This is a genomic window from Methanobrevibacter ruminantium, assembly GCF_016294135.1.
GTDB classification, from domain to species: Archaea; Methanobacteriota; Methanobacteria; order Methanobacteriales; family Methanobacteriaceae; genus Methanobrevibacter; species Methanobrevibacter ruminantium_A.
In genome coordinates this window covers 1-15,836 of sequence record NZ_JAEDCO010000034.1, presented here as the reverse complement: position 1 = coordinate 15,836, position 15,836 = coordinate 1, and the positions used below count along the sequence as shown (strand labels likewise).

Sequence of the window (15,836 nt, the reverse complement as noted above, 5' to 3'; positions counted from 1 at the left end):
AAAAAAAAGAATAAAAAAAGAATGGATTAAAAGCATTTAATCATTATCGCACAATTCACTGATAGCTGAATTGAATTTGAATGCAGCCTCACCTATAGCTATAACAATATTGGAATCTGTTTTCAAAGCTGCCTTGACACCTTCAACAACTTGCTCTTGGTTAGCTCCTAAAGTAAAATTAGAAGCTTGTTCTGGAGCTTCTTCAGTGAAAACAAAGGTTTTCTCTAAAGTTTCATAATCAAAATCGGCATTTCCTTCTTTTGCAGATGCCAATAATTCATCAACAACAAGTCTTGAATCATGAGAAGCGGGAACAATATACTTGACATTATCCAAGGCCTTTTCTAAAATCTCAATGTCTCCCTCATGGCCTGATTCAGAGGTAACTGTAATAACAACTGTTGTATCACCATAGATTTTAGTTATTTCCTTTAATACTGTTTCTACACCTGCGGGATTATGAGCATAATCAACCATAATTGTCTTATCTCCAACTTTACCCATTATTTCCATTCTTCCAGCAGTTCCCTTAAAGCTTATAAGTCCTTTTTGAATCTCTTCATCACTTAATTTAAGGAATCTTCTAGCTGCGATAATGACTCCAACTGCATTGTAAACATTATGCAATCCATCAAGGGAAATTGTGAAATCTGTTTCTCCTTCAGGAGATTCAAGAGTGAATGTCCTATCCTTAAGGGAAATGTTTTTAGCCAAATACATTGGCTTTTCATACTTTATTCCACACTCACACTCAAAGGTTCCGCAACCGGAAATAAGCTCATTAATCTCAATATCCCTGCCACACCAACATGGCTTGGTTGATACTCTGCATGGCTCATCCTCAAGACCGAAGCTGATTGCATCACCTTTAAAGTCAATTTCCTTGAATAAACCTACAATTGTTGGATCATCACTATTGTAGATTAAGGTACCGTCATTCTCTTCAATGCCTTTTACAAGCTCTCCTTTAACTTTAGCATACTCTAAAAAGCTTCTTGTGATGAAGTCTGTTTCATCATTTTCGTGAGGGTCCTGCAAGTGGTCAACTGTAATGTTTGTCAAGATTCCAAAATTAGCATGAGTCAAGTCAATGATGGATTTCAATCCTCCAGGTGTACCATCAGTACCTGTCTCCAAAATAGCTAAATCTCCATTCAATCTAGTCTGGAGTGATGGAATGAATTCATTGTTACCTTGCATTCCTTTCAAATTATGTTCGCAAGGATTGATACCTGCAGAATATGCAATATGCTTTAAAAGAGTTGTTGTAGTGGTCTTTCCATTGGTTCCGCCAATGCACATTACAGGTTTTTCTGGTGGGAATAGCTTAAAAATGTCTCCAAGCTCAATGACTTTAATGCCTTGATTAGAAGCCATCTCTAAAACCTTAGCATTTTTTGGCATGCTTGGAGGGGGAACGATGAAATCAATTTTCCTAAAGAATTCTTCAGGATGGCCTCCAAAGAATATTTCAATGTCATAGCCTTCAAAAGAAGAGTGGAATCTGCAATCCTCTTTAGATGAGATATCTGTTCCAACAACAGAATAGCCCCTATCCATAAGGATTCTTGCAACCAAGTTTCCTACAACTCCACAAACACCAATTACACCAAAAGTTTTATTTTCTAAATCCAATGAAGCCAATTCTTCATCAGACATAGAAGAGAGCTCTAAACTGTTCAATTTAACACCTTCATGAAAAGATAAAAATTAATTAAAAAAAGAAAAAATTAAAAGAAATTAATACTCCAAATAGTGGAAAAAATTTTGGTCAAGGTTTTAGCCGAAGGCTAAAAAGCTTGGCTATTCATACTTTTTACAGCCTTCTTCTAAACCGGTAACGATTTTTTCCATGATACCTTCAGGATCCTGCATGAGTTGTGGTCCTAAGTGAAGGATAGTGTCTCCAGGTTTAGAATATTTAATGGCTAGTTCTGCACCTTCTTCCATAGTTCCTGCAATTACCTTAACTGCATCAGAGTCTACTGCAGCATCAAGCAATTCCTGAGCAGGTTCCAAGTCAACTCTTTGGTAAACCTCGTTGAATCCAGTAGCTACCATTACATTAGCATACTTACCCATAAGCTTACCGGTTTCCTTCTTATCCCTATAAGTTGAAGTATCAAAGTTATCAAGCAATAGAACAAGACTTCTATCTCCTAAGAAATCAAGTGCAGCCGTAATACCTTCTATTAAGTAGGAAGCATCAATGTAAACTTCCCTGCCATTGTAGTCTCCAATGTATTCCATATGAACTGAAAGTCCTTTGAAGTTTGCAAGACCATTCTTGATGATTTCTACAGGCAAACCATAAGCCATTGCAATAGCTGTTGCAGCAACTGCATTTTCATAGTAATAGCTCATCATATGGAAGTCAGATGTAAAGCTGCCTTTTTTAAGTTCATTGGATTTGTTTCTGAATTTATAAGCGATATCAATAGCGCCTTTAGCGCTATCACCAATAAAATTACATACTTGACCTTCACCAATAGCAACTTCCTCAAAGTTTGCTACCTTATCAAAGTATTCGGATTTTTTGGATGGATCATATCCAGGTAAATCTTTAACCATTGCGTAAAAGATTGCATCAGGTCTTGCTTCTTTTACAGTGCCTTTACAATGAATGCTTGTAATGAAGTTTTCACTATTTTTAGCGATGAACATTTTTCTTTGGGTGTAACGTTCCATTGAGCCTCCAAACTCAGACAAATGCTCTTCATAAATATTCAGGAGTGCTCCTACCTTAAGCTGAAGTTCAGCCATTAAACCTGCAGTACCATGAGGAAGCTCCAAAACAGCAATGTCTGATTTTTCTGGAATTCCTTTTATGATTCCATCAACAATGACTTCACTAACAAGGTTTTGGGTCATGGAGGAACATATCCAAACTTGATATCCGGCAGTTCTGAAGATTTCAGTTACCATATGGGTTGTACTGGTTTTGCCTACACTGCCTGTGATACCGATAATATCAATATCAATGAAGCTGTCTGCCAATCTTCCGAAATCATCGTTGGAAAAGACATTGAGATTAGCTTCTTTTATGATTTTGTAAGCTGGAGCATTTTCCGGTACAGTTGGAGATAAGTAAACTGTATCGATTCCATCAAGATTTGGTTCAAATACGCCTAAATCTAATTCAACTCCTTCACTTTCCATAAGTCTTAAAGTCTTTTGAACATCCATGTGGAAGTCTTCAATTCTCTTTGGATCGGTTATCTTTACCGTGTGGCCAGCATAGTTTAATAATCTTGCAACAGGACGACCTGCATTTCCTGCTCCTACAACAATAACATTCATTAATTAACACTCCTTGAAGGTTTATGTAATTTTATTAGAATTTTAAATAATTTTTTTCAATCATAAATCATTTTGTCAAAAATATGACCTAGTTAATGATTCATAAATTTATATGATATTATTTATTATTCTTATATAACTTAAAGTTTATTAAAAAAATGGGGAAATGGATTTTTGTATAGTTAAATTTTATTAAAAAATCAAGCAAAATAGGATAAAATAATAAAAAAATAGTTATGAACGAAATTAAAAATAAAAATAAAAATAGATTGAAAAATAAGAAAAAAAAGAAGAAAAAATAGATTTAATCAAAATCCAATAGGTTCTCAATGAAAAATAAGAAAAAAAAGAAGAAAAAATAGATTTAATCAAAATCCAATAGGTTCTCAATGTCATTGTAGATAACCTTTAATCCACACATTGAAGGGACATAATTAGCTGCTTTAGCAGAATTCACTCCAATGACTTCATAGCCCATTTGCTCTATTGGAGCAACTACCATACAGGTATCACAGCAGATCTTACCTCCTGCATTCTCAATGGCATCAAGATAGCCTAAACGTTTAGCAGCTTCCTTTATGTTGATTGAGGTGCAAACCCAAAGCTCGTTTTTTATCTTCTTGCCTTTGACTATTTCTGCAACTTCCTTAACTTCCTCTAGGGAAGCATGAGGGCAACCTAAGCATACAAGGTCTGCATAACCTTCTGCACTGCTAAGTTTTTCTCTTGTTTCGATAATGTCATCTTTAGCAATGGTTATTTTGTCTTCAACATTACCAATGTCAGCAAACTTGTACTCTGGAGTGATGTCTTCAACATGGTATAAAGCCACTGCACCAGAAGATGCAAGCGCTGCACCAAGAGCTTTCAGATTACCGTTTTCTATCTTGTAAGGCTTGTTTTGCATTTTAAAGTAAGGAACTCCATCCTTAACAACTTGGCCCACTGCATAACCTAAAGCACCGAAATCAGCCCTTTCAAGTTCACATTCAACATCCACAATCAAATCAGCGGTTCTGTTTTCACCCAAATGGAATCCGTATAAAGGAGTCTTTCCTACAATAGCTGCAGCCAATGCTCCAGGACCTCCTTCACGATTGGTTCTTGCACCTATTACAGAGTTTACATAAGCAACTGCAGAGGATTCAGACCAGGAAACATGGTCACCAAATCGTGGAACGTTTCCAATCAAATAAGGAGTGCATGTACAGGTAGTGCTTATTCCAAGCGCTCCATAAGCATTGCAGATATCCACTTGCTTTTTAGCGAACTCTGGAGGAAAACCGAAATCTTCCCAGTTATCCAGATCAGTTCCTGCAGGGTTAAGAGTTGCAGATATTGTTGCAATTCCACTTTTATCGCTTATTGTACCATTTTCATTGTAAATGATTTCAGCAGTTCTAGCCAAGTCTTCAAGATATTCAAGACCTGCTTGGCCTATAGTCTTATAGGATACTCCAGACACTTGAGCAGACTTGATGTCTACGAATTTCTCTGCACCGTAAATGTCTCCCAATGCAATTAAGATATCCATACTTTTTCTAATGGTTTCTCCATATTCCCCACTAGCCATCCTTTCTTCTTCTTTAGTTAAAAACATGAAATTCCCCTTTTCTATGAAATTTTGTAAAATTGAATATGTTTAGTTAAATAACTTCAAAACCGATGAGTTTGATATGGTTGGAAATCAATTCAGGATTTTCATCAATAGGTTCAGACAATTTGGTTGTTATGTACTTCTTGTTGTCATCTGGGAAGACTGTTGCAATCTTCAAGTCATCATTGTCCATGATTACACTTGCCAAGAAGTTTGCACCGCTTGAAATTCCAATTCCCAATCCTAATTCCTGAGCAATCCTTTTAGACATGTTAATCGCATCACAATCATGAATCAAAACAATGTCATCAATCAATTCCTCATCAACGATTCCAGGAATAAAGTCATCACCAATACCTTCAATCAAATGGCTTCCTTCATCCATTCCCATCTTAAGAATTGACAATGTGCTTGGTTCCAATGCAAAGACTTTAGCATCAGGATTATGATCCTTTAATCTTTTACCGATTCCCATAAGTGTTCCACCGGTACCGATTCCTGAAACAAATGCATTGACATCTGGAATAGCATCAACTATCTCTTGACCTGTTTTCTTATATTGGGCTTCAACATTCAACTCATTGTCAAACTGAAGAGGCTTATAAGCGCCAATTTCATCTGCAAAATCATCTACAAGTTCAAGAGCTCCCTTGAATCCACCATCTTCTCTGGATACAAGATGGACCTCTGCACCATACATTTGAATAAGTTTCCTTCTTTCAAGAGATACCCAATCAGGCATGAAGATGTGCACATCATGGCCTAAAAGCGCTCCGATTGCACTGAAAGCAATTCCAGTGTTTCCGCTTGTAACCTCTATGATAGGTTGGCCATCCTTTAAGTTTCCTCGTTCCTTTTCTTTTTGGATAATGTATAATGCTATCCTGTCTTTAATGCTTCCAGAATAGTTGTAATATTCAACTTTAGAATAAATGCTTCCCTTTTTGCCTTCATATTCATAATCAATTTTAATCATTGGGGTATTGCCAACTAATTTATCAACATTCATAAGATTCCACCAATCAATAATAAAATAATATTAGCAATGATAATAATCATTAGTAAATTAATAAAATTCGTGATTAATTAAATTTTTTAATTAATAAAAGTTAATATAACACTATTATTTTTGTATTTTAATTATAAAATACTTTTTAAAAAAATAGGCTAAAAAATGAAATATTAAAGAAAAATTTGTAAAATAGTTAATTATGAAAAAGTCAAAAGTTAAAAATAAAAAACTCATGAAAACTTTTTAAAAATTTGATTAAAAAAAGAAATTTATTAAAAAAATAATAGCTAAGAATTATCTTAACTATTTAATTGAGCCTCAATAGCTTGGTCAACTAAATGCAAGAATTGATCCTTAGCTTCATATGGTATCATAGCACCAGCTGCGATATCGTGTCCACCACCTTGTCCGCCAAAGTTAACTGCGACTTCGCTTAAAGCTTTACCTAAATTAACTCCACGTGCAACCATTGGTCGTGTTGCCCTGCCTGAAACCTTGATGTCCTTATGAAGTCTTGATAAACCTAAAATAGGCTTTTCATCATTTAAGATTTTAGCAGACATTCCAACACCGGCAATTGTTCCCATAATACTTTTAAGAACCTTATCCTCACTGTAAAGGTATTGAATGTAATTCAATTGTTGGGCGCCTTCACGACTAATCCAATCGAACCCTTTAGTAAGGTCGTTCCTATAAGTCTTTTGAAGATTGAGAGCCTTTTCCAAAGCTTCATCTCTTTCACCAAGAACAATGCTAAGTGCTAATCCATACTCCTTGTTTTTACCACAAGCATCCAAGATTGCAGAATACTCCTCTAAATTACGCAAGACTGGATGCTCACGAGGAACACTGTAAACATCCCCAAATATTTGAGGATTTACCTTTACAAGTTCATCTTTAACAACATCCTTTTCCTCATCTTCTAATTCAATGAACTTAATACCATAGGAAACTCCCATTTTTTCAAGAAGTTCCTGAGAGTTCTCCAAACTTCCGGTTAAACCTGGAAGTGGAGGATTTAATGTATAAGCAATTGATTTGAATAAATGCTCTTGTGCTTTAGAGACTATCTTTAAGTCTTCATGGATTTCCAAATTGCCTGCTTCCAAACCATCCTTCAATATTAATTGGTTTACACCAACAAATCTGTTCTGGCACTGCATATCACCAAATGCACCAATAAGCGCCATATAAGCCAGATGCTTTTTATCCATGTCTCTAACTGACAAATAGCTAGATCCTGCACCACTTATTTCACGACTTCCGTCAACACCAAATAAGTGAGGGTTGACATGAACAAGATTGTCTTTAGGTTCGTGGGCGCTTGGCTGGTGATGGTCTGCAACAATAACATCAGCTTTTAGAGAATTAAGTTGCTTGATACAAGCACTGCCCATATCTGAAAAAACATACAATTCATATTTTTCCTTTGCAACATCCCTAATCACATCAGCTTTAAGACGAGGGACAATTGTAATGTGGAATTGTCCTCCTTCTTCCTTAATAGCATTAGCTATAATACCTGCTGATGACAATCCATCAGCATCATTATGAGAAATTAATCTAATAATGTTATCATTTTCGATATGCTTCTTTAGCATATCAGAAGCGTCACATCCTCTACTTAATAGAGAATCAAATTTTTCATTATCTCTATTTAACGAGAAGTGCTGCTTTTGTTGGATCGTATCTCCATCCTTCTGGTAATTGACCATTCTTTGCATAGTATCTACCTAATCTACGGATTCTAGATTCAATGATAGTTAATCCTCTTTTACCATGAAGGTCTTTTGGGTTTTCTTCTAAGTGATCTCTGATATTTACTGCTCTTCTGATTAAATTCATTAAATCTTCAGGGTACTCTTCAGCTTGACCGTTTCTTTTTAAGATTTGGGTAATTTTTTCACCAGTGACTTCTTTTACACTAGGAATACCGTATTGGTCTCTTAAAATTACTCCGATTTGACTTGCAGATTTACCTTCTCTTTTGAATTTTACAATAAATTCTTCGATTTCTTCGTTACTGTATGCGATCCATTCTGGTCTTGCCATAAATATCCTCTCCAATAAGTTTTTTGATTATTTATAGTAAGGTCCTTTGTAAAATAATTATTAATGAAAAATCATCATATGAAACCATTAAAAACTGTTTATATGACAATGATCATTTTAAAAAATTATTTTAAATTCATTTTTTGAAAAAATCTTTAAATTACCAAAATATGGCCTGAATAAAAACAATAAGTTTCAAATTTCATCAATTAAACTGCAATAAAACAGCCAATCTTAGATAAAATTGTCTATTCTAATTTTGTTAATTAAAAAATATTTGAAAATTTATTATTCATCATCTTGGTTTACATACCAATTGATAAATTTTTCTAAAGAATTTCTTCTATGTGAATACTGGTTCTTCTCTTCTGTAGTAAGTTCTCCAAAGGTCTTGCCCTCTTCCTCTATTATGAATAGGGGGTCGTAAGCAAAACCAAGATTGCCTCTTTCTTCAAAAGCTATTTGACCTTCGACACGCCCTAAAAAGACCTTGGGCTCAGAATTGGGTGTGCAATAGCCAATAACTGACCTGAATTCAGCGTATCGATCATCAACTCCATCCATAAGTTTTAAAATGTTTTGGTTTCCAAGTGAATTCTGTACAAATTTTGAGTAAGTTCCTGGAAAACCATTTAAAGCTCTTATGAATAAACCAGCATCTTCAACAATCACAGAGCGGTTTAACTCTTGGCAAGCATATTTAGCACCGAATCTTGCTACATCCTCAAGGGTTCCTTGAGGTTCCATGTAACCTAAATCAATATGCTCAAGTTCAACGCCAAAAAGTTTGAAAATATTCTCTGCTTCTATTACTTTATGTTCGTTCCCAGTTATAAATGTTATCATAGTTTTTATTATATAAAAAAGTTTTAATATATTTATCTGAAAAATAAAAACAAAATGAAAAATTTAAAAAGTTAAAAATCAGTACATGTTAAAAACCGACACCGAGGAAAAATTTTGGTCAAGGTTTTGCACCCCGAAGGGGTGGAAAAGCTTGATTAGTGAGTGTATCTTCCTCTGCCTTCAATCTCAGCTATCTTATTTGCCATTTTAGATTGATTTTTGGAATCATAAGCTTCTAGAATCCAATCAAATGTTTGAATGGCTATATCATAATCAATGCTTTGGAATGATTTCTTTAAAACCAAAAGATCTGCTGCCTTATCCTCCAAAAGGTCAGAATACTTTCCAAGGCCAAAGTCAAAAATAGCTAGATTGTCGCTGACATTGTCTAAATCATCATCAATCAAAATCATATTGGAACCTGTCAAGTCACCATGGATAATATCACCGTCATGGAATGCCTTGATGTTTTCACCGATTGCAATAGCCAATTCCTTTCTTTTGTCATCACTAATGTTATGCATGATATCCTTAACTAAAGAGCCATTTATCTTTTCCATGACAATTGATTTCTCTTCAAAGTCAACATCGTATAAAACAGGAGCTCTTACACCTGTCTTTTTAACATCAGACAATATTTTTGCCTCACTCTTGGTTCTAAGCTTTCTTATCTTATTGTCAATTTCAGGAATTCTATATGATTTGGAAACCCTGTTTTTTACAATAGCTTCCCTTCCAAGCCAAGTTGCTTCATAAATATCTGATTCAGCCCCTTTAGCTCTAAGCTCTTCAGGCAAGTCCAATTTATATTTTGTATTGTCAACCCATGGAGCATCCACTTCATCAGTCCTGAACCTTTGAATTATATTGGTGTCCTCTATCTTAAGTGGACCATATGCCTTATACATCAATTGGCCGAGCCATGCAATCATTACTCCATTGTCTCCAGAGTATTTCATCTCAGGCATATAGAACTTTGCATAGTGCTCTTCTGCCATTATCTGCATCATTTCCCTAAGTCTGCTGTTTGCAGAGACTCCTCCACATAAGAGAACTTCGTCCTTTTCTGTATGTGCGAGTGCCCTTTCTGTCACTTCAACAAGCATTGCAAATGCAGTTTCTTGGAGACTGTAGCAAATGTCCTCAATTCTTTCTCCATTTTTATGAGCCCTTAAAGCTGCACTTAAAAGGCCAGAAAATGAGAAATCCATACCCTTAACAACATAAGGCAAATCAATGTAGGAACCTTCTTTAGCGAGTTTTTCAACAACTGGCCCTCCAGGATGTCCAAGACCTGTTTCACGACCGAAATGGTCAAGGCAGTTTCCAATAGCTATATCCAATGTTTCACCAAAGATTCTATATCTGCCTGATTCATAAGCAATCACCTGACTGTTTCCACCGCTTACATAAAGGGTTACTGGATTACGAGCGCCAGTATCCAATTTTCCTATTTCAACATGCCCTATGCAATGGTTTACACCCACGATTGGAACATTAAGGCTCAATGCAAGTGTTCTTGCAGAAGTTGCAACAGTTCTGAGTGCAGGGCCTAGACCGGGACCTTGTGAAAAAGAGACGAAATCAATATCATTATAGTTAAGGCCTGCCTCTTCCATAGCTTGTGGAATGAGTTGAGGAATCCATTTGGCATGATGTTCAGCAGCCTCTCTTGGATGTATGCCTCCCTCTTCTGGATACAATTGTTTTCCAGCCATAGCCAATACATTGCCCTCGCTGTCTACAATGCCTATTCCAGTCTTTTCTGCAGTTCCTTCAATTCCTAAAGATATCAATTTCAATGCACCAGTTCTATAATTTTAAAAATGAATAAAATCAGTTCATATAAAGTATATTAACATACATTTATATAATTTTTACCAATAATATATTTATAGAATTAAGTTAATTAATTTAATCAAGAATTGACAATCAAATTGAAACAAGAATTGACAATAATTTAATTAAGTTATCAAAATACTTTAAAAAATTTATGAAATTCAAGATGATAAGATGATAGAAGGATTGAAAACTTACGGATCAGACAAACTTGTAAAAGAATTACCAGACTTAAAGAACCCTATTTTTATTTGTACAATAGCTACAACTGAAACCTCCAAAATTCCAGGCCTTACTGGTGCTGGAGCTACACCGGAACTTACCAAATACACTCCTGCTGGAGATGCAGAACTTATTTTGGATGGGGAAGTGAAATGCATGACAGACATCCCTCAAACAATCATTGGAGAAGTTGTAACCCCTACTCCATCAATGATTACAAAAGGTTCACTTGCACTTTGTGACTGTCCTGTTATGGTATTGGATGCAGGAAGTGAAATCAAGGCAAACTCTGATGTATTTGACATAAGCGATGGAAAGCATGGAAAAGACATTAGAACAGGCAAAGCTGTAGAAGACCCTGAAGAACTTTTTGAAAAAGGGTTTGAACTTGCTGAAATCCTATCTGAAAAGCATGACTACATTGTAATCGGTGAAAGCTTACCTGCAGGTACAACTACCGCTCTTGGAGTATTGGTTGGACTTGGCTATGATGCAAAAGGAAAGGTCAGCGGTTGCATGGATACAAATCCTCATGAAATGAAAAATGCAATTGTTGAAGAGGGATTGAAAAACGCAGGTTTGGAAGAATCTAAAAACAACAATCCTTTTGATGTTGTCAGAGCTGTTGGAGACCCTATGCTTCCAGTTGTTGCAGGAATCCTTATGGGTGCAAAAGTTCCTGTTGTATTAGCAGGAGGAACTCAACTCACCGCTTCATGTGCAATAGCTAAGGCATTGGATCCTGACTTTGACTTCTCAAACAGTTGCCTTGCAACCACCGCATTTGTAGTGAAAGACGAAACCGCAGATATCCTTAACATTACAAGTCAAATTGGTGACATCACTGTAAATGCTGTAAACCCTAACTTTGAAATTTCCCGTGTTGAAGGGCTTAAAAACTATACACGAGGATTCATCAAGGAAGGGGCTGGTGCTGGAGGAGCTATGTTCTTGGCTCTTATGCTTGGAAACAGCATTGATGAAATCAGAGAATCAATTGAAGACGCTTGCAGTTAAATTATTAATTTAATTTAACTATATTTTTTTAAAATAAGTAATTATTCGTAACTATTAAAACAGTAGTGAAAAATCTAAAATTGAATTTAAAAAGAGAATATGGAATAAAAACAGAAAAAAAATAGATAAAGAAAATAGAAAAAGAGAAATAGATTTATTCTTGAATAGAAATAAATGCTATTTTTCCGCCTTTAATAACTTTTAAACCTTCACCATCATCCAATACTAAGTTTAAAAAGTTATCAATGGTAATTATTTTTCCTTCTACTTCTTCCCAGTTTTTTAAACCAATAAGAACATCTTTGCCTTCGAATCTAGCAAATTGTTTGTTTACTTGGAAATTGTCACTCATTATATAGCCTCTTTAAATTATAAAAATAAAATTTAAATTTATTGAATAGTATTCGTAAAATATTATTTATATTTAATCCATTATAAACTTATTTAATTATTAAATTGAATTTGAAATAATTAGTTTAAATTTAATTCATTTAAAATTTTATCTCTTTCTTTTCTAAGTTCATTTAAAAGCTTTTCATCATTGCACCCTTCTTTTTCCAATTTTGCTAAAGTGTGTGTAACAGCTTGCAATGTAGCTTCAAGTTGATTTACAGGCATGTCGCATCTCCTTAAATTTTTTATAAATTGAAATTTAATTATGTCAATTAATTTAATTATAATTAATTTTTATTATGTATCTTATATTATATATTGTTTGTGTATAATGAAATAAAATTAGTCATTTGTCATACCATTCCCTTAATGCTTCCAAATCATGAGCCATATCCAATATCAAAGGAGTGAGTGTAGGCAAATTCTCTTCTAGAATAATGTAATCATCACTGTTTTCAGGATTGTTCATATATAACTTACCATTGATCCAATAATAAGGCCTTCCTCTTGGATCTTTACGCTTTTCCACAACCGGCTCATACATCCTGACTGCTAAAGGGCAAATTATAGGCTTGTATGAATGAGGGTCTTCAGGAACATTCAAATTCAATATGTCCACCCCTTCAGGGAAGCCATTGTCAATGATCTTTTGAATGAGATCTCTTAAAACCTTTTGGCTTGCTGAAAAGTCGATCTCGATTTTCCCCTCTTCGAACTTGATGTCATCACTTGGAATGTGTTGACTAACTGCAATTGTTGGAATGCCTAAAGAAGCCGCCTCTGATGCCGCACCTAAAGTACCTGAAGTTGAAAGCTCGCCTTTTCCAGTGTTCCTTCCAGTGTTGATACCGGAGATCACCAAATCAGGCTTTTCATCCATAAGCTCATAAACCGCAATGGTAACTGCATCAGTTGGAGTTCCAGAAACCCCATAGCCGATATCACCATCCCTTAAATTAACCTCATACACTCTAAGAGGGTCAAAAAGAGTCAATGCATGTCCAATTCCGCTTTGCTGTTTAGTTGGTGCAACCACATAAGTCTCTCCAAACTCATCAGCAACTTGCTTTGCCGCTAAAATTCCGGATGCATCTACACCATCATCATTAGATAATAAAATTTTCATATGAATCAACAAACAATAAAAATCAGAAAAAATACTGATTGAATAAATTTCCTCACGAATTTAAAATGATAAAAGAATAAAAAAAGAAGCTAATATAAAAACATTAGCTTTGAGATTATTTATTAGCGGAAATCAATTTTCTGGCTGCCCTCATATCATTGCTGTATATGTGGCCAGAAGTGGAATGGTAATGAAGACCGCCGAAGTTTAGTTTATCTCCCATTATTTCCTTATTTACTTCCTCTTTCATCTTGATTCCAATGTATGTTATGAAGAACATGTTGGAATAGAATGCTCCGAAAATGTCATTGGAACGGAAGAAACAGTGAATGGTTAATTCTCCATCCCTAACGAGAATCTGTATAACCTGCAAGCAAGGGATGTCTTCCCTATCTCCATCCAATGCAGGGTCGATGGTAACAGCAACTGCACGGTTACTGCCTGTAGCAGTTAGAATCCTTTGTTTCATGGTTTCAAATTGGTCTACACCAAAATGCTCCAAGATACGGTTAGGATAAGTGTAAACAAAACCTTGATCATCTCTGATTTCAAAGGATTTTACATATTCATACAATGCATCTCCTTTGATAGGGCATGAAGGAATATCAAATTTTCCGCTTTTAATCTCTTCCAACATCAATTCAGGAGTCATGTGCTGATATTTAGCTCTGAATTTCAAATCCAATGGATCATCAATATAATAATAATTACCAAGATTTTCTTTTAAATGATGATCACTGTCCTTATATGTTTCCTTCCCTTCCTTTAAGATTTTATCAACAAAATCCAAGTAACATTGACCAATAGATAACATAATAAACGTTCCTTAAAATTATGATTAAAAAAATAATATGAATCTTTTAAAGATTTATTAAAAATAAATAATTCTGTTAGATTATATACTAATATTAGTATATATTTTCATGATTATAAATATTATGAAAAAAAATTATGGAAATGAAATAAGAATATATGTGAATTTGATTGGTTTTTTAGAAAAATTTAATAAAAATTATATATTGAGAAAATATAAATATATTATATTAAAATTAAGATAAGGTGAAACCGTGGAAAAGCCACAATTAGTGAATTTTATAGCTAAAGTTCTTGAGGATTCTGGCTTTAAAGTTTATAAAAATTTTAAGACATCCCAACAGGTTGTAGACATATATGCAATCCTCCAAACATCTATGGGAGATTTTGGTTTAGTGGTTGGATGTAAAAACTACGATAAGGACTGGGAAGTTGGAATCGATGTTTTAAAGGAAATGGAATTTATAGGTAAAAAACTTAGAGCCTCCAAAGTAGCTATTGTAACCAGTTCCGGTTTTTCCTCTCAAGCAAAAAGATATGCTGAAGAGAGAAAAATCAAGCTCATTGATAGGAACAGCCTTGTCACTTTAGCTAAAAAATATTCAAATAAAAACAAAGAAACTAAGTCAAGATTAGACCGTGGAGCAAACAGATTAACAGATATTGATAGCGATTCATTCTATCATAGAGATGTTAACAGAGAATACATTGACAACACATCAAATTATAATAGAGATTATGATGATGACAGATTATATAACAGGCTTCAAGGTGCTTATGAAGGTTATGAGGAATTTTCTGAAGATATGGAATATTATGAGGATGAAGTCGGCGGATTGGAATTAAGTCATTACAGTGAGTATGATGATGACTTATACCGTGCTGAGTTTTTAAATAAAACTCCTAGGGACAACTACTCTGGTCCAAGCGGTACACTATTTGCAAGCCGTCAACAACAAGATCCAAAAAGAAGAAGAGCACCGTCCCTTTCAGGAAATAGGGGACCTGGCCCACTTAGCCAAAGAAGCAATAGGGCTTCCAGCAATAAGGGCTTCTTCTCATCTTCTGATAGTGCTTTAAGCAATTTTGGTGGACATGCCCCTCAAAAGCCAAGCAAACCTTGGGGAGAGATTTTAAAACCTATATTATCTAATCCTATAGCATCTGTTATAATGGTAGTCCTTATTTCATACCTAATCGGATTTATCCTTGGAAAAATAATAAGAGTCCCTACAGGATACTTAGGTATCGCTGAACTATTAATAGCATTGCTGCTCTCTTATGGTATTGTATTATACTCAGACAGGGAAGCAGATGTTTTAGTAAAAGGAACAATCGTGTTCTTTATTTCATTAGTAATAATCATGATATTGATTGTTGCTTTCTAGAATAGTGCTTTTACACAAAAAGCGTTTCAACCAAATCTTAATTTAATTTTTAAACCATCATTTTTCTTTTTTCATTATTTTTTAAAAAAAATCACTTATTTTATCTTTATTCATTTTTATTTCTTTTCCATCCCTTTCTATTTAAAAAAAATCACTTATTTTATCTTTATTCATTTTTATTTCTTTTCCATCCCTTTCTATTTAAAAAAAATCACTTATTTTATCTTTATT

Annotated in this window: 14 protein-coding genes; 2 read left to right on the top strand and 12 right to left on the bottom strand. The window is 34.6% G+C overall.

Going from position 1 to position 15,836, the window contains the following annotated elements:
- Positions 1 to 36: 36 nt before the first annotated feature.
- The 8 genes from VW161_RS07445 to VW161_RS07410 all read right to left on the bottom strand — a co-directional run bounded on the left by VW161_RS07445 (position 37) and on the right by VW161_RS07410 (position 10,603).
- The gene (locus tag VW161_RS07445; RefSeq protein WP_304162421.1) at positions 37 to 1,683 is read right to left on the bottom strand and encodes a Mur ligase family protein; all 1,647 of its coding nucleotides are present in this window, start codon (positions 1,681 to 1,683) and stop codon (positions 37 to 39) included.
- Between the two features lie 120 nt (positions 1,684 to 1,803).
- Complete coding sequence (locus VW161_RS07440) at positions 1,804 to 3,300, bottom strand: Mur ligase family protein (protein ID WP_304105012.1); 1,497 nt, start codon at positions 3,298 to 3,300, stop codon at positions 1,804 to 1,806.
- A 364-nt stretch (positions 3,301 to 3,664) separates the two neighbouring features.
- Positions 3,665 to 4,900 carry an aconitase X catalytic domain-containing protein gene (locus VW161_RS07435; RefSeq protein ID WP_325192853.1) on the bottom strand — a complete coding sequence of 412 codons (1,236 nt, stop codon included), beginning with the start codon at positions 4,898 to 4,900 and terminating at the stop codon, positions 3,665 to 3,667.
- 46 nt (positions 4,901 to 4,946) lie between these two features.
- Complete coding sequence (locus tag VW161_RS07430; RefSeq protein WP_304087233.1) at positions 4,947 to 5,906, bottom strand: PLP-dependent cysteine synthase family protein; 960 nt, start codon at positions 5,904 to 5,906, stop codon at positions 4,947 to 4,949.
- A gap of 302 nt (positions 5,907 to 6,208) precedes the next feature.
- Positions 6,209 to 7,510 carry a single-stranded-DNA-specific exonuclease RecJ gene (locus tag VW161_RS07425; protein ID WP_304102677.1) on the bottom strand — a complete coding sequence of 434 codons (1,302 nt, stop codon included), beginning with the start codon at positions 7,508 to 7,510 and terminating at the stop codon, positions 6,209 to 6,211.
- A 52-nt stretch (positions 7,511 to 7,562) separates the two neighbouring features.
- Entirely contained in the window at positions 7,563 to 7,961 is a 399-nt protein-coding gene (locus tag VW161_RS07420) for a 30S ribosomal protein S15 (RefSeq protein WP_292788541.1), read from the bottom strand.
- Between the two features lie 288 nt (positions 7,962 to 8,249).
- Positions 8,250 to 8,807, bottom strand: coding sequence for an XTP/dITP diphosphatase (locus tag VW161_RS07415; RefSeq protein WP_304102673.1), 558 nt, complete (start codon positions 8,805 to 8,807; stop codon positions 8,250 to 8,252).
- Between the two features lie 155 nt (positions 8,808 to 8,962).
- On the bottom strand, positions 8,963 to 10,603 hold the full coding sequence (locus VW161_RS07410) for a bifunctional N(6)-L-threonylcarbamoyladenine synthase/serine/threonine protein kinase (protein WP_304105018.1): 1,641 nt from the start codon (positions 10,601 to 10,603) through the stop codon (positions 8,963 to 8,965).
- Between the two features lie 217 nt (positions 10,604 to 10,820).
- Here VW161_RS07410 and cobT point away from each other — a divergent pair, with 217 nt between their 5' ends.
- Complete coding sequence (gene cobT / locus VW161_RS07405; protein ID WP_304093364.1) at positions 10,821 to 11,885, top strand: nicotinate mononucleotide-dependent phosphoribosyltransferase CobT; 1,065 nt, start codon at positions 10,821 to 10,823, stop codon at positions 11,883 to 11,885.
- A 154-nt stretch (positions 11,886 to 12,039) separates the two neighbouring features.
- Here the strand turns inward: cobT and VW161_RS07400 are convergent, their stop codons facing one another.
- The 4 genes from VW161_RS07400 to VW161_RS07385 form a co-directional block, all read right to left on the bottom strand.
- A complete protein-coding gene (locus VW161_RS07400) occupies positions 12,040 to 12,237 on the bottom strand; it encodes an LSM domain-containing protein (RefSeq protein WP_304087229.1) in 198 nt (65 codons plus the stop codon).
- Between the two features lie 119 nt (positions 12,238 to 12,356).
- On the bottom strand, positions 12,357 to 12,503 hold the full coding sequence (locus VW161_RS07395; RefSeq protein ID WP_304087227.1) for a hypothetical protein: 147 nt from the start codon (positions 12,501 to 12,503) through the stop codon (positions 12,357 to 12,359).
- Between the two features lie 121 nt (positions 12,504 to 12,624).
- A complete protein-coding gene (surE, locus tag VW161_RS07390) occupies positions 12,625 to 13,404 on the bottom strand; it encodes a 5'/3'-nucleotidase SurE (RefSeq protein WP_304087225.1) in 780 nt (259 codons plus the stop codon).
- 115 nt (positions 13,405 to 13,519) lie between these two features.
- Complete coding sequence (locus VW161_RS07385; RefSeq protein WP_304087224.1) at positions 13,520 to 14,218, bottom strand: thymidylate synthase; 699 nt, start codon at positions 14,216 to 14,218, stop codon at positions 13,520 to 13,522.
- Positions 14,219 to 14,471: 253 nt separating this feature from the next.
- Here VW161_RS07385 and VW161_RS07380 point away from each other — a divergent pair, with 253 nt between their 5' ends.
- Positions 14,472 to 15,605 (top strand): restriction endonuclease, encoded by a 1,134-nt coding sequence (locus VW161_RS07380; RefSeq protein WP_304102675.1) that lies wholly within the window; start codon positions 14,472 to 14,474, stop codon positions 15,603 to 15,605.
- Positions 15,606 to 15,836 lie beyond the last annotated feature (231 nt).

What these genes read in the sequence shown, in the direction of transcription:
- VW161_RS07420 (WP_292788541.1), bottom strand. Translation starts at nt 7,961, where the DNA reads ATGGCAAGACCAGAATGGATCGCATACAGTAACGAAGAAATCGAAGAA.
- VW161_RS07395 (WP_304087227.1), bottom strand. Translation starts at nt 12,503, where the DNA reads ATGCCTGTAAATCAACTTGAAGCTACATTGCAAGCTGTTACACACACT.
- VW161_RS07440 (WP_304105012.1), bottom strand. Translation starts at nt 3,300, where the DNA reads ATGAATGTTATTGTTGTAGGAGCAGGAAATGCAGGTCGTCCTGTTGCA.
- VW161_RS07435 (WP_325192853.1), bottom strand. Translation starts at nt 4,900, where the DNA reads ATGTTTTTAACTAAAGAAGAAGAAAGGATGGCTAGTGGGGAATATGGA.
- VW161_RS07400 (WP_304087229.1), bottom strand. Translation starts at nt 12,237, where the DNA reads ATGAGTGACAATTTCCAAGTAAACAAACAATTTGCTAGATTCGAAGGC.
- cobT (WP_304093364.1), top strand. Translation starts at nt 10,821, where the DNA reads ATGATAGAAGGATTGAAAACTTACGGATCAGACAAACTTGTAAAAGAA.
- VW161_RS07425 (WP_304102677.1), bottom strand. Translation starts at nt 7,510, where the DNA reads ATGCTAAAGAAGCATATCGAAAATGATAACATTATTAGATTAATTTCT.
- VW161_RS07415 (WP_304102673.1), bottom strand. Translation starts at nt 8,807, where the DNA reads ATGATAACATTTATAACTGGGAACGAACATAAAGTAATAGAAGCAGAG.
- VW161_RS07430 (WP_304087233.1), bottom strand. Translation starts at nt 5,906, where the DNA reads ATGAATGTTGATAAATTAGTTGGCAATACCCCAATGATTAAAATTGAT.
- VW161_RS07385 (WP_304087224.1), bottom strand. Translation starts at nt 14,218, where the DNA reads ATGTTATCTATTGGTCAATGTTACTTGGATTTTGTTGATAAAATCTTA.
- surE (WP_304087225.1), bottom strand. Translation starts at nt 13,404, where the DNA reads ATGAAAATTTTATTATCTAATGATGATGGTGTAGATGCATCCGGAATT.